The sequence below is a fragment of the Priestia sp. JNUCC 25 genome (assembly GCF_053667915.1).
Map to the genome: position 1 here is coordinate 340058 of NZ_CM132211.1, position 14589 is coordinate 354646.

The following is a 14589-nucleotide window of genomic DNA, read 5'->3' on the forward strand; positions in this document are numbered from 1 at the left end:
AGGGAAGATATGAAACAGCTATGTAAAAAAGGATTGGCTTTCGTTTTGATGTTCATTTTTGTTAACGCTTTCATTTTAAGTCCAATTAACGGAGCGGCTGCCGTAGATGGAAAATCAATGAATCCAGGTTACAAAACCTATTTAATGGCGCCTTTAAAAAAGGTAACAGACTATACAACATGGGAAGCGTTTGAGAACGATTTACGCAAAGCGAAACAAAATGGATTTTATGCAGTGACAGTAGACTTCTGGTGGGGAGATATGGAGAAAAACGGCGATCAGCAGTTCGATTTTTCCTATGCTCAGCGATTTGCTCAAGCAGCTCGTAACGCGGGTATAAAGATCGTTCCTATTATTTCTACTCATCAGTGCGGCGGTAATGTAGGAGATGATTGTAACGTTCCGCTTCCGTCTTGGGTATGGAACTTAAAAAGTGATGACAGCCTTTACTTTAAATCTGAAACAGGTACGACAAATAAAGAAACGCTAAGCCCGCTTGCAACCGACGTTATTTCTAAGCAATACGGAGAGCTCTATACGGCATTTGCGCAAGCGTTAGCACCTTATAAAGACGTGATTGCTAAAATCTATTTATCAGGAGGCCCTGCAGGTGAAATTCGTTATCCGTCTTATACAGCAGCAGACGGAACCGGCTATCCGTCTAGAGGGAAATTTCAAGTGTATACGAACTTCGCCAAAAGCAAGTTTCAATCATATGCTTTGACTAAATACGGTTCACTCGCCGGCATTAATCAAGCATGGGGAACCAATTTAACGTCTGCATCGCAAATTTTACCGCCATCAGATGGCTATCAGTTCTTAAAAGATGGTTATTCAACAGCTTATGGAAAAGATTTCTTAGCATGGTATCAAGGAGCTTTGGAAGATCACACAAAACGTATTGGACAGTTAGCTCATCAGGCTTTTGATTCCACCTTTAACGTACCAATCGGTGCAAAAGTGGCAGGAATTCATTGGCAGTATAATAATCCCACGATTCCTCATGCTGCAGAAAAACCTGCTGGATATAATGATTACAACGCGCTTTTAGATGCGTTTAAAACAGCTAAATTAGATATAACGTTTACGTGCTTAGAAATGACGGACAGCGGAAATTATCCGGAATATTCTATGCCAAAGACGCTTGTACGCCAGGTAGCAGGTATTGCGAATGCAAAAGGAGTTGTTTTAAACGGGGAAAATGCTTTAACTATAGGCAGCGAAGATCAATATAAAAAAGCAGCTGAAATGGCCTTTAACTATAATTTTGCAGGATTTACTTTGCTTCGTTTCTACGATGTTATTAACAATGATACGCTGATGGGGCAATTTAAAAATACGTTGGGCGTTACACCTGTTGCGCAAACGGTTGTAGTAAAAAATGCGCCAACTGCATTAGGAGAAACGGTTTATATTGTTGGAGACAGAGCTGAGCTAGGTCAGTGGGATACGTCCATTTATCCAATTAAATTAACATATAATTCATCTACAGCTGATTGGAGAGGCACCGTCTATTTTCCTGCGAGTCAAAATGTTCAATTTAAAGCAATTGTGAAGAGAGCTGATGGATCGTTAAAAGCATGGCAGCCTTCGCAGCAATATTGGAGCGTGCCGTCAACAACAACGACTTATACAGATAATTGGTAAAACAAAGCCGCATAGCAAACGCTATGCGGCTTTATTTTGAACACAAGAATTATTTCCAGTTCGTTTGAATAAATTCATCTCGACCAGACTTAGCGCGGTCTTCTTTATAATGCTTTGGATTTTTCTTGTGGAAATCTTGGTGATACTCTTCGGCTTCATAAAACGTAGAGGCAGGAAGAATGCTTGTCACGATTGGTTTTTTAAAACGTCCGCTTTCTGCGACCTCTAGCTTCGTCTCTTCAGCTGCTTGTTTTTGGCTGTCGTTATGGTAAAAAATTGCTGTTCGATACTGCGAGCCGCGATCTTGAAATTGACCTCCGTCATCTGTTGGATCAATTTGCGGCCAATAAAGATCTAATAAACGTTTATACGGAAACACTTCGGGGTCAAATGTGATTTGAACCACTTCGTAGTAACCGCTTGTTCCAGATTTCACTTGCTCATAAGTAGGGTTATCCACAGTTCCCCCCATATATCCTGATACAATGCCGTGAATACCTTCTAGCTCTTCAAAAGGTGTAACCATACACCAGAAACATCCACCTGCAAATGTAGCTTTTTCCATACGTAATCCCTCACTTAATCCGTTGTTATGAAGGGTATTATAACAAATTTATATTGAAACAGCTAGAAAAGGGTTTGTAGTCTGTGTAAAAGCTGTGGATAAAGATGAATATCCACAGCTTTTACACAATAAACTCGACTGTTTTGAAGATTGAAAAATGAAGGAGAGAATAAAGAAAAAATGATAGAATAGATAAGATGTATATATCGATTTAGAAGAAATTGCACAACAGAAGTACAATCTACGGACTGGACTTTGGGGTGCTGATGGCATCTAGATAAATAAAGTTAGTACGTTAGTAAAAAGAGGTAAGAAACAGCATATTCGCGCTGTTAAATAAATATACAAAGATAATAGGAGAGTTGAATATGTTACAAGATAATCTCATCCTAGAGCACTATGGATTAAACGAATTAAATTTTGATACGATCAAAAGCTACCGGGATCGGTTTGCTGAAGTAAAACCAGCTCATCCTTGGAATGCGCTTGAAACAAAGGAGTTTTTATACAAAGTAGGAGCTTGGGGAAAGGTTAGAGATACCCATAAAGAAGGAGTCACACTCGCAGGCCTGCTTTTATTCAGTGAAGAACGGATTATCACAGAAGTTTTACCACAATACTTTTTAGAATACCGGGAAAGTAAAGGAAACGAAGAATGGACAGAGCGCTTTACCTCTCAAGACGGGACGTGGTCAGGAAATATCTTTGATTTTTATTTTCATATTCATGAAATTGTTCGTAATAGCGAACCCCAGCCGTCAATCGCTTCCTCTTTAACAGAAGTTTTGATTAATATGCTTATTCATGCAGATTATAATGGCGAGGGCGGCGTTATTTTAGAAAAGCAACCTTCACATTACGTTTTTTCTAATCCAGGTCTTTTGCTAGTACCTACAGATTCAGTTTTTAGCAATACCGTTAGTCAGCTTCGAAACCCAAATATCGTTAAGTTATTCAGTTTACTAGGGTTATGTGAACGTTCGGGCTCTGGTTTAAAAAAAGTAAAGCAAAATTGGAGCTTGCATCATTATAAAACGCCGGCTATTGATCAAGATGTTTCTATGCATCGTACAGTGGTCACGTTATCTCTGTCCACTCAAGAAAGACAGGTAAGTTCTTCTGAAAAAGACACTTACAATACGTCCATAACCGATTTGGGAAATAATTTTAAAGATGTCGAAAAATATCAAAATACACCTGAAAACGATGTCGAAATTGACTCCTACAATAAAAATAGATACTCCTATAATAAAGAATTAATAGAGGAGTTAAAGTCATATAATAACAATGTTAACTCCTTAAATAAAGAAGATAACTACTATAATAATGAGAGTAACTTATATAATAATGATGTTAACTCCTATAATAAAAATCATAACTCCTGCAATAAGGAACAAGAAGAGGATTCTTCTAATTTGGTAAATGTGGAGAATATTGATACGAAGCTATGGGGTATTGCAGCGCTGGCTCGTGAAAAAAAACGGCTTTCGCCGAATCAGATGGAACATATTATTCTTGAGTTATGTAAAGAAAAACCGCTTATGCTTAAAGAGTTTGCTTATTTACTAGAAAGAACGCCGGATGGAGTACGTAATAATTATTTAACAAAGCTATTACGAAAAGGACAATTACAGTTGAAATATCCAAATCAGCCAAACCATCCAAAACAGGCATATTTATTTAATAAGAAAGATATAGAGAAATAAATCAAGCAACCGATAGAACATATAGAGATTAAGCTGCAAAAAATTGATAAGGAGGAGTTTGCTAAAAGCTACAGATTTAAGGGGGAAATTCACCATAAAGTTGTGCCAAGCTGTCAGACTCTCTTTATATGAGTTCTGGCTCGTATAAAGGAGGAAAAAGAGTGTGAAAAGCAAGTGCGTTCTTATTTTTCTGGTAGTTGTATGGCTGTTTAATATGGGGAAAGGAATAGGATGTGGATCAAAGGTGAATGCAGAGATGAATATACCGCTGTCGACGTGGGTGTGGGATACAAAGAAATGGATGCTGAACCAAGAAGCTATCCTCGAAAAGCTTCAAGAAAAAAAGGTCACAAACGTTTATTTACAAATTGATACTCATCTTTCACCTTCCGTATATAGGCATTTTATCCAACAAGCACAAGCCAAGGGCATAAGTGTTTACGCACTTGACGGCGCTCCTTATTGGATAGGGCCTTCTGGTATAGAAGAGCAGGAAGCATTTTTTAATTGGATAACAGTTTACCAAGCAGAAGCAGACGAGCAACAGCAATTTTCAGGGGTTCATTTGGATGTAGAGCCTTATTTGTATAAAAGTTGGGAAAATAATCGCGTGAAAAGTATTCTGCAGTATCAATATGTTATTTCTCAAGCCGCTGTACAGTCTCATGAGTTACACTTGCCGCTTGCTGTAGATATACCGTTTTGGTTTGACGAAGTTCCATTCAAAAATAGCAATGGTTCCGGTTCGCTGGGGCGGTGGGTTATTCAGTACGCTGATGAAGTCACAATTATGGCGTACCGAAACCACGCAGATCAAGAAAACGGTATTGCTGAAATAACAGAAAATGAACGCAAGTGGGGACGTTTACTATCCACTCCGATTGAAATAGGGGTAGAAACGATGGCTTCAGATGAAGGAGAATACATTTCTTTTTCTGCTAAAGGAGAAGAAAAGATGATGCAAGAGCTGGGTATGTTGCTTACGGAGTGTCAAGCTGAAAACCCTCCAAGCAGTATAGCTGTTCATTATTTTGATAGCTGGCTACAGATGAAGCCATGACAACGAAAAGACCGCTGCATCGCTGCAGCGGCCTTTTTGGGTTTAGGGAGTATAGATACAATATAGCCATTTTATTAAAGGACTATACATAAAAAAAGTAACCATTTAAAAAATGGCTACTCACACAAAGGGGGGGAACTTAATCTTATCATTCCCACTTTTTCTAAAAGATATGCCTCTTTTAACCCGTTTTTTTAAAATAATTTAGTCGTCCAAGATTCGCAGTTCCACACGTCTGTGACAACATCTTGATAAAATTCAGGTTCGTGGCAAATAATTAAGATACTTCCTTTGTATTCTTTTAAAGCTCGTTTTAATTCATCTTTCGCATCTACATCTAAGTGGTTTGTAGGCTCATCCAGTACAAGAATGTTGGTTTCATTGTTAATCAGCTTACATAGACGAACTTTTGCTTTTTCTCCACCGCTTAGAACTTCTACTTTACTTTCAATATGTTTTGTTGTTAAGCCGCATTTAGCTAAAGCTGCACGAATCTCGTATTGGGTAAAGTGAGGAAACTCATTCCATACTTCTTCAATACACGTATTGTAATTAGCCGTTTTGATTTCTTGTTCAAAATAGCCAATATGCTGGTAATCTCCTTTTTCTACAGAGCCTGAAATTGGTTTGATTTCTCCTAAAATACTTTTTAAAAGAGTTGTTTTCCCGATTCCATTTGCTCCTACAAGGGCAATCTTTTGACCTCGCTCCATTTTTAAATTCAGTGGCTTAGAAAGCGGCTCTTCGTATCCAATGACTAAATCAGATGTTTCAAAAATTAATTTGCTTGAAGTACGAGCACCCTTAAAGTTAAACTCTGGTTTTGGACGCTCTTGAGCTAGTTCAATTACTTCCATTTTATCGAGCTTTTTTTGACGGGACATGGCCATATTTCGTGTCGACACACGTGCTTTGTTTCTCGCTACGAAATCTTTTAAATCTGCCATTTCTTGCTGTTGTTTTTTATAAGCTGCTTCAAGCTGCTGTTTTTTCATCTCATATACTTTCATAAAATCGTCGTAGTCTCCTACATAGCGATTTAACTCTTGGTTTTCCATATGATAAATTAAATTGATCACGCTATTTAAAAATGGAAGATCGTGAGAAATTAAAATAAAGGCATTTTCATATTCTTGCAAGTAGCGTCGCAGCCACTCAATATGCTGTTCATCCAAGTAGTTTGTAGGCTCATCAAGTAAAAGAATTTCTGGTTTTTCAAGCAGCAGTTTGGCTAATAATACTTTCGTACGCTGTCCGCCGCTTAAATCCTGTACATCGCGATCTAAGCCGATATCTTCTAATCCTAATCCGCGTGCAATTTCTTCGACTTTCGCATCGATAACATAAAAGTCATTGTTTGTTAAGAGGTCTTGAAGCGTACCGACTTCTTCTAATAGTTTTTCGAGTTCTTCTGGTGATACCTCCGCCATTTTCTCGTAGAGGCCATTCATTTGAGCTTCTAAATCAAATAAGTATTGAAAAGCACTTTTTAGTACATCACGAATAGAAAGGCCGCGCTCTAATGCTGTGTGCTGATCTAAATAGCCAACGCGCACTTTTTTAGACCATTCTACTTTTCCAGCATCCGGTTCTAGCTTGCCTGTAATGATGTTCATAAATGTTGATTTACCTTCGCCGTTTGCTCCAATTAAGCCGACGTGTTCACCTTTTAACAATCGAAATGATACATCGTTAAAAATCGCACGGTCACCAAAACCATGGCTTAGATTTTTTACGTTTAATACACTCATGCTGACACACCTTTTCTTTTAAAATATCTATCGTACGTTTCGTTATAAACAAATTGATTCATAACGATTATAGCGAACTTATATACATAAATCCATATGAGTTTTCCAGCCTTGAAAGTCATATAAAATTCACTCGCGTCTTCCTTTCACTTCATTCATACTATATATATCAATGTAGAAAATCCTTCATGACGAAGGGACGGTTATATCGAATCATTCAAATAGAGTATACAAAAGAATAACAAGGCAGGGGGAAAAGAAATGAATATTCATACGATACTAGTGGCAGGAAGAATGCATAAAGAGCTGGAGGAGATAATCAAACAAAAGCAGCTGTCTCAGACGTTTCGATTTATGGAAGAGCAAGACGTTACAATTGAAGATTTAAACTGGGCTGACGCGCTTTTATCCTTCGGTCCAACGAATTGCTTTGAAGATCATAGCCTTAAATGGGTTCATTCTCTCGGCGCAGGAGTCGATCGGTTCTTAGAAAGCGGTAATTGGAAAAAGAGTGTGATGTTAACACGTACGGTTTGTTCATTCGGTCAGCGAATCAGTGAATATTGTCTTAGCTATATGCTAGCTGAACTTCAGCACCACGCACAGTTTCAGCAACAGCAAAAGCAAAAGCAGTGGAAAGTGGTAGAGCCTAAGCAGCTTTCTACTCAAACGGTCATAATTTACGGAACAGGTGAAATCGGCGGGCGTCTTGCAGCCGTTTTAAAATCTTTTGGTGTACGAGTAATAGGTGTATCTAAAAGTGGGAATGAAAAGCCGTCATTTGATCAAGTAGTCTCGATTTCGAAGGAAAAAGAATTGCTAAAAGAAGCCGAATGGATTATTAGTACAATGCCGCTAACATATGAAACAAAAAGCTACTTTGATCCCAAATGGATGAATGTAGTTGAAAATGCATACTTTATAAATGTTGGACGAGGAGCAACTGTAGATGAAAATGCGTTAGTAGAGGCTATTGAGCAAAAACGTATTCGAAAAGCATACATAGACGTGTTTGAGCATGAGCCGTTAACGAAAGAATCTTCTTGGTGGGATCATTCAAACATCATCATAACACCTCATATTTCAGCCGTGACTACGGCTGAAGAAGCCGTTGAGTGCTTTGTTGAAACACTGCAAAAAGTTGAACAAGGCGAATTGCCTTCTAACTTGGTTAATATTGAAAGAGGCTATTAAAGCATTATGATGCGCGTTTCCGCTATGAGAATGGTATACTGAAACTTGCTTTTCTTGAACGAAAAGAATGAAATCTGTTCTTCTAGGGGGGAACAAACGTTGAAACAAGAAGAATTATTTGAACAAGCACGTGTATTTATAGAGACGTGTTACGCTGAACTTGAAAAAAGCGAAGCGGATAAAAACAAGCGGTTAAAAGAAATCCATCAGCAAATTATGTCACTCGGACATTATGATCATACATTTGAAGAGTTAGAGCACGGAGCTCGCATGGCTTGGAGAAACAGCAATAAATGTATTGGACGATTATTTTGGCAATCGCTCAATGTATTTGATAAGCGAGATGCGAACACAGTTGAAGAGGTAAGAGACGCCCTTTTTCACCATATTGAATATGCAACAAATGACGGGAAAATCCGGCCTACTATTACGGTGTTTAAACCAAAAATGAAAGCAAAAGAGCCGGTTAGAATATGGAACCATCAGCTAATCCGCTATGCGGGATATGAGACGGAATATGGTATGGTAGGAGATCCTGATTCTATTGCGTTTACGGAGGTTTGCCGAAATTTAGGATGGGAAGGTGAGAGAACTCACTTTGATGTTCTTCCTCTGGTACTGCAAGTTAATGAAGAGTCACCTCGATGTTTTGAGATTCCAAAACATTTAGTGAAAGAAGTAGCTATTACGCATCCAGAACTTCCTGAATTTGAAGACTTACAGTTAAAATGGTACGCTGTCCCGATGATTTCAGATATGAAGCTAGAAATTGGAGGGATTGATTACGTCGCGGCACCATTTAATGGATGGTACATGGGGACTGAGATTGGGGCGCGAAATTTAGCGGATACGTATCGCTATAATCAACTTCCAAAAATAGCTTCTATGATGGGATTGAACATGGATTACAACGCGACGCTTTGGAAGGATAAAGCTCTTGTTGAATTAAATGTTGCAGTGCTTTCTTCTTTTAAACGAGAAAGAGTTAGCATTGTAGACCATCACACCGCTGCTCAGCAATTTCACTTGTTTGAAGAAAGAGAGCAAAAAAATGGCCGCGAAGTGACTGGGAACTGGACATGGTTGATTCCGCCGGTTTCGCCAGCTACCACGCATATTTTTCATAAGCTTTATAAAAATAAAGTATTATCACCAAATTATTTTTATCAAGACGCTCCTTATTAAATGAACAAAAAAGAGAGTACGCATTTGTACTCTCTTATTACACGTTAATTAATTTTTGTGTTTATCAAGCAAGTTAGCAAGTACATATGTTTTGTACTTTTCTACTTTGCGGCCTTCGTGGTTGCGAACTCCTCGTTTCTTAAGTTCCTCAACATACCAACCTTTGCTTCCTACGTGCATACTCAAACACCCTTTCGTCATTTTTTTAGGATGAACAGAATAAGGTTCATTGTCTGCTCGAATGGAGACATCTTGTCTTTCCAATACGTGCCTCATTGTAACATCTTTTATTTTATGATGAAAGGGAAAAAGGTTAAAAAAACGAGAATGATTTCAAATGAATTTTAGTTTACTCATTCCTCGTTTTTTTGAGATAGAAGGAGGAGGTTTAATTCATCTTTATTTTGAATTAGATCTTCTAGCGTATATTGATCCAATACTTTAATGAAGGCTTGCATGGCTTCATGTAAAACACTTTTTAACTTACAGACGGGGCTAATAATGCAGAAGTTTCCTTCACAGTCAAAACATTCCACGATATGAAAATCTTCTTCTGTTTGACGTACCACTTTTCCAATATTAATGTCTTTTGGAAGCTGAGCTAAACGAATACCGCCGTTTCGTCCTCGAATCGTTTCAATTAAGCCAAGTTTTCCAAGCTCGTGAATGATTTTCATAAGATGGTTTTTTGAAATATTATACGCTTCAGCAATTTCTTTTATATTGCTTAGTTTATTATTATCGCGAACGCCTAAATATAATAAAACTCGCAGTGAGTAATCTGTATATTGTGTGAGCCTCATCTTTTTACCTCTTCTCTTATCAGCAGCTGATATATCTATAATAGCATGTCTATATCTAAGAAATACAGAAAGAATGCTCTCATTTTTGACGAGGCGAATTTGTGAACATTTCTTTAAATGTGTATATAAAATATATCTTTTTAAGTTGGATATGAGTATCATAAAGATGTATTAAAAATATATCTTTTAAAAATGAATCTTTCGGAGGCGAAAGTTATGAAACAAACAACTATTTCTATTGTAAAAAGTACAGTTCCTGTTTTAGAACAGCATGGTCAAGCAATTACCACTCGTTTTTATGAGATGCTTTTTAAACAGTATCCTTCTTTAAAAAATGTATTCAACCAAACAAATCAAAAAACAGGCCGTCAGCAAATGGCGTTAGCTAATACAGTTTATGCCGCTGCGCAGTACATCGATCGGCTTGAAACTCTGCTTCCAGTTGTAAAGCAAATCGCTCATAAACACCGCAGTATCGGCGTAAAAGCAGAGCACTATCCAATTGTCGGAGAGTTCTTATTAAAAGCAATTAAAGATGTTTTAAAAGAAGCTGCGACCGATGAGATTATGGAAGCTTGGAAAGAAGCATACGGTGCCATTGCGGATGTATTCATAAGTGTGGAGCAAGAATTATATGAAGAAGCCGAAGAAAAAGGATGGAAAGATTATAAAAAACTAATGGTTCATAAAAAAGTAAAAGAAGCAGAAGACGTGTACTCGTTTTATTTAATATCACCTGATCAAAAAGCGCTGCCTGCTTTTCTGCCAGGTCAGTATGTGAGTGTACGAATTCCTGGTCAAGAGTATTTATCCATTCGTCAGTACAGCTTATCTGGCTATCCAAACCAACCATACTATAAAATTACGGTGAAAAAAGAAAAGCAAATGGAAGACGGGGTTGTGTCAACTTATTTACATGACCAATTGAAAGAAGGAGACTTGCTTGAAGTCAGCGTTCCAGCAGGAGATTTTGTCTTAAAAGAAAATAGTAAATCATTATTTATCAGCGGAGGTGTAGGAATTACTCCAATGATGTCAATGCTTCATCAAGCACTGGAAAACAATCAAGAAGTAACATTTATTCACAGTGCTAAAAATGAGCAGTTTCATGCAATGAAACAAGAGCTTCAATCGTTGTCAGAGACATATACGTTTGAACAACACGTTTTCTATAGTCAAGCGCAAACAGAACAGCATGATGAACATATAACGTATGGTCGCTTAACTAAAAAAGAGCTAGCTAAATATGCCGCCGATAAACATGGATATTATTATGTTTGTGGATCTTCTTCATTTACGCAAATGGTGTTAGAAGGCCTAGCTGAAATGGGTATTTCCCAAGAAAATATCATGTATGAATCGTTTGGCCCGAAAATGAGTATGACTCCTTCCGCATAAATGTATGGAAAAAGGGTAAAAAGCTAACAGTAGACAATACTGTTAGCTTTTTTTATGAAAGGGAGTTTAAAGATGACAAATAAGCAGTATGACATGGTGGGAATAGGAATAGGACCTTTTAATTTAGGCTTAGCGGCCCTTGCTGAGCCTCTTGATGAAATTGATGCCGTCTTCTTTGATAAAGAAGAGAAATTTGAATGGCATCCGGGCATGTTAATTGACGGCACGGACTTGCAAATTCCGTTTCTAGCAGACTTAGTTACATTTGCGGATCCAACAAGCCCCTATTCTTTTCTAAATTATATTCACAGGCAAAAACGCTTGTATCCGTTCTTTTTCTTTAATCGTTTTGACATTCCGCGTCAAGAATACAACGAGTACGCAAAATGGGTAGCGGAGCAGCTATCTTCCTGCCACTTTTCTTCAAAAGTTGTGGACGTGATACCAAAAAATGAAGAAGAGTATTATGAAGTAAAGATAGAAACACCTGAGGGAATTCAAACGGTAAATGCTAAACACGTTGTAATGGGAACAGGAAGCATTCCACTTGTGCCTCCGGCTTTTGAAGAAAAGCTGAATGAGCATATTTTACACAGCAGCGGCTATTTACATAAAAAAGAAGAGATTCAAAAAGGAAAGCATGTAACGATCGTTGGTTCAGGGCAAAGTGCTGCAGAGATTTTTCTTGATTTACTAGAAGAACAGACTGAACATCATTACCACCTTACATGGTTTACAAGATCCTCGAATTTTTTTCAGCTTGATCAATCCAAGCTTGCTCAAGAGTTATTTTCGCCAGACTATGTAAATTACTTTCATTCGCTGTCTTTTGAGGAACGTACAAGCACGGTAGAAGATTTAAATCCTTTACGTCACGGAATTGAATCTTCTACTTTAACGAAAATCTATGATTTACTTTATCATCGTTCACTTAAAGGAAAAGTACCAGTTACGATTCAAGCTTCGACTGAAGTAAGTGATATTCATAAAAAAGGAAATGGATATGAGCTGGAGTGCAAACAATTAAAGGCTGGCCGCTCTTTTCAATACGAAGCGGATCGTTTGATATTGTCCACGGGCTATAAGCCAAAAATTTCGCCGTTCATCGAACGAATAAAAGATGATATCGAATGGGAAGATGACAAGCGTTTTAAAGTCACAAAAGATTACCGGCTTGTCTTTAAACAACCCCGTAACCACCACTTTTTTACGTTAACCAATATCGAACATTCACATGGATCTGGCGCAACAAATCTTGGTTTATCCGTTCAGCGCAATCAGCGTATTCTGAACGTGATTGCAGGGAGAGACGTGTATCCAGTTCCAGAAGAGACGACGTTCCAGACATTTAATTTGTTTTGAATTTCTGATTTATAAAAATCTTCAATGTGGTTTTTGATTATTGTAGAAAAGTTTTTTACTCATAAACTATGTTTAAAAGAATAGTGTACGGGTATTTTATTTATAGAACATTAGTACACAAATCAATTAAGGAGTTGCTTGGAATGAGTAAGAAAATTGCAGTATTAGTAACAGATTTATTTGAAGATGTGGAATATACAGATCCAGCCGAAGCCTTTGAAGAAGAAGGCCATACGCTAACCAAAATCGATGTTAAAACAGGTGAAGTAACAGGTAAACAAGGCGAAACAACATTAACAATTGATAAAGCAATTGCGGATGTAAAACCAGAAGATTTTGACGCATTGTTTTTACCGGGAGGTTTCTCACCAGATATCTTGCGTGCGGACGATCAAGTCGTAGCTTTCACAAAATCATTTATGGATGAAGGCAAACCGGTTATGGCTATCTGTCATGGACCACAGCTGCTAATCAATGCTGAAACATTAAAAGGACGTGACGTAACTGGTTTCAAATCAATTGCTATTGATTTGAAAAATGCAGGTGCAAACTTCCATGACAAAGAAGTGGTAGTATGCGGTAATCAACTAGTTACAAGCCGTACACCAGACGATATGGAAGCATTCGTACGTGAATCAGTAAATGTCTTAAAGTAAGTAAATAATATTAGTAAAACTTTCTGTAAAAGGTGATAACAGGGTGGTTTACCACTCTGCTGTCGCCTTTTTTTTATGTAACGATTTTGACGAGGAATTTACAGTTATATTACTGCATTGGATGAAGCGGTTTCTAAAAGAATATGAAAACCTTTTACTACCAATAGATAGAAGCCACGTAACACAATCGAAATATTTTTTACATAAATGAAAGTATAATTTTGGTAGCTTAAAAGACGTTGCGAGTTTCATAGTTTTCATGCAACAATGAGGGTGCATCACGAGATTGGCTTGCTACAAGCTTAGATGCGTTGCGGTTTTACAAAAAAACTTTATTATCACATAGGAGGATTTTAAACATGAAGAAAAGGTTTCGTATTGCCACTGTCGCAGGTGCCGTATCATTAGGATTACTAACAGCAGGACAAGCAAATGCAGCAGCCCCTGATTGCAACACTCCAAAACAAATTAACATTAAAGATGCTCAAGCAGCACAAAATATAAATGTAGATGAGCTATTAAAGAAATTTAACGCTCAAGGACAATCTGCTCAAGCAGCAGCTCCACAACAAGAAACACAAGCACCAGAGCAAGCTGAAGCAGCTCCACAGGAACAAGCACAAGCACCAGAGCAAAGTGAAGAAGCAAAAGCTCCAGAGCAAACACAGCAAAACACAAAAGCTCAACAATCAGAAAATACTGATAAAGCAGAACAAACAAAAGATGCTAGTCAATTCGAACAAAAGGTCGTAGATTTAGTGAACCAAGAGCGTGAAAAACAAGGTTTAAAACCTCTAACACTTAACAAAAAATTAAGTGATGTTGCACGCACTAAATCAAAAGATATGATGGATAAAGGGTACTTTGACCACAATTCACCAACATATGGTTCACCATTTGATATGATGAAACAATTCGGCATTGAATATACAACAGCAGGTGAAAACATTGCAAAAGGTCAGCAATCTCCTGAAGATGTAATGAATGCTTGGATGAATAGTGACGGTCACCGCAAAAACATTCTAAACCCTGATTTCACTGAAATTGGTGTTGGATACGTAAAAGGTGATACTACGTACTGGACTCAACAATTTATCGGTAAGTAATACAAAAAGAGCAGGATATACCTGCTCTTTTTTTGCGTTTTTAGCTGTCCAATTTGGGTATAGTAAAGTAAGAACACGTAAAGGAGTGCCTTAAATTGGGACGTATATTGAAAAAAATTCTAGTCGCTGTTTTTCCTATCCTTTTAAAAGAAGGAT

General features: G+C 37.7%; 13 protein-coding genes. 9 read left to right on the plus strand and 4 right to left on the minus strand.

Annotated features, from left to right (window positions below; all coding sequences use genetic code 11):
• Positions 1 to 9: 9 nt before the first annotated feature.
• Positions 10 to 1647, plus strand: a complete 1638-nt coding sequence (locus JNUCC25_RS01820; protein ID WP_013055113.1) for a family 14 glycosylhydrolase — start codon at positions 10 to 12, stop codon at positions 1645 to 1647.
• 49 nt (positions 1648 to 1696) lie between these two features.
• On the opposite strand, the gene msrA is transcribed toward JNUCC25_RS01820, so the two are convergent.
• Positions 1697 to 2212 carry a peptide-methionine (S)-S-oxide reductase MsrA gene (msrA, locus tag JNUCC25_RS01825; protein WP_029324598.1) on the minus strand — a complete coding sequence of 172 codons (516 nt, stop codon included), beginning with the start codon at positions 2210 to 2212 and terminating at the stop codon, positions 1697 to 1699.
• Between the two features lie 368 nt (positions 2213 to 2580).
• On the opposite strand from msrA, the gene JNUCC25_RS01830 reads away from it, so the two are divergent.
• Together JNUCC25_RS01830 and JNUCC25_RS01835 are read left to right on the plus strand one after the other, a co-directional pair.
• On the plus strand, positions 2581 to 3918 hold the full coding sequence (locus JNUCC25_RS01830) for an ATP-binding protein (protein WP_029324596.1): 1338 nt from the start codon (positions 2581 to 2583) through the stop codon (positions 3916 to 3918).
• Positions 3919 to 4081: 163 nt separating this feature from the next.
• Positions 4082 to 4978, plus strand: coding sequence for a hypothetical protein (locus JNUCC25_RS01835; protein WP_029324593.1), 897 nt, complete (start codon positions 4082 to 4084; stop codon positions 4976 to 4978).
• A gap of 194 nt (positions 4979 to 5172) precedes the next feature.
• On the opposite strand, the gene JNUCC25_RS01840 is transcribed toward JNUCC25_RS01835, so the two are convergent.
• Positions 5173 to 6729 carry an ABC-F family ATP-binding cassette domain-containing protein gene (locus JNUCC25_RS01840; RefSeq protein WP_013055117.1) on the minus strand — a complete coding sequence of 519 codons (1557 nt, stop codon included), beginning with the start codon at positions 6727 to 6729 and terminating at the stop codon, positions 5173 to 5175.
• 261 nt (positions 6730 to 6990) lie between these two features.
• On the opposite strand from JNUCC25_RS01840, the gene JNUCC25_RS01845 reads away from it, so the two are divergent.
• Positions 6991 to 7923, plus strand: a complete 933-nt coding sequence (locus JNUCC25_RS01845; RefSeq protein WP_064471271.1) for a D-2-hydroxyacid dehydrogenase — start codon at positions 6991 to 6993, stop codon at positions 7921 to 7923.
• A 99-nt stretch (positions 7924 to 8022) separates the two neighbouring features.
• Entirely contained in the window at positions 8023 to 9108 is a 1086-nt protein-coding gene (locus JNUCC25_RS01850) for a nitric oxide synthase oxygenase (RefSeq protein WP_064471272.1), read from the plus strand.
• Between the two features lie 48 nt (positions 9109 to 9156).
• On the opposite strand, the gene JNUCC25_RS01855 is transcribed toward JNUCC25_RS01850, so the two are convergent.
• Together JNUCC25_RS01855 and JNUCC25_RS01860 are read right to left on the minus strand one after the other, a co-directional pair.
• On the minus strand, positions 9157 to 9288 hold the full coding sequence (locus tag JNUCC25_RS01855; protein WP_016762840.1) for a YflJ family protein: 132 nt from the start codon (positions 9286 to 9288) through the stop codon (positions 9157 to 9159).
• A 173-nt stretch (positions 9289 to 9461) separates the two neighbouring features.
• The gene (locus tag JNUCC25_RS01860) at positions 9462 to 9911 is read right to left on the minus strand and encodes an Rrf2 family transcriptional regulator (protein WP_013055121.1); all 450 of its coding nucleotides are present in this window, start codon (positions 9909 to 9911) and stop codon (positions 9462 to 9464) included.
• 216 nt (positions 9912 to 10127) lie between these two features.
• On the opposite strand from JNUCC25_RS01860, the gene hmpA reads away from it, so the two are divergent.
• From hmpA to JNUCC25_RS01880, 4 genes are all read left to right on the plus strand, one after another.
• On the plus strand, positions 10128 to 11309 hold the full coding sequence (gene hmpA / locus JNUCC25_RS01865) for an NO-inducible flavohemoprotein (protein ID WP_029324587.1): 1182 nt from the start codon (positions 10128 to 10130) through the stop codon (positions 11307 to 11309).
• A gap of 72 nt (positions 11310 to 11381) precedes the next feature.
• Positions 11382 to 12671, plus strand: a complete 1290-nt coding sequence (locus tag JNUCC25_RS01870) for a lysine N(6)-hydroxylase/L-ornithine N(5)-oxygenase family protein (protein ID WP_029324584.1) — start codon at positions 11382 to 11384, stop codon at positions 12669 to 12671.
• A 143-nt stretch (positions 12672 to 12814) separates the two neighbouring features.
• Positions 12815 to 13327 carry a type 1 glutamine amidotransferase domain-containing protein gene (locus JNUCC25_RS01875; protein WP_013055124.1) on the plus strand — a complete coding sequence of 171 codons (513 nt, stop codon included), beginning with the start codon at positions 12815 to 12817 and terminating at the stop codon, positions 13325 to 13327.
• Positions 13328 to 13686: 359 nt separating this feature from the next.
• Positions 13687 to 14433 (plus strand): CAP domain-containing protein, encoded by a 747-nt coding sequence (locus tag JNUCC25_RS01880; protein WP_013055125.1) that lies wholly within the window; start codon positions 13687 to 13689, stop codon positions 14431 to 14433.
• Positions 14434 to 14589 lie beyond the last annotated feature (156 nt).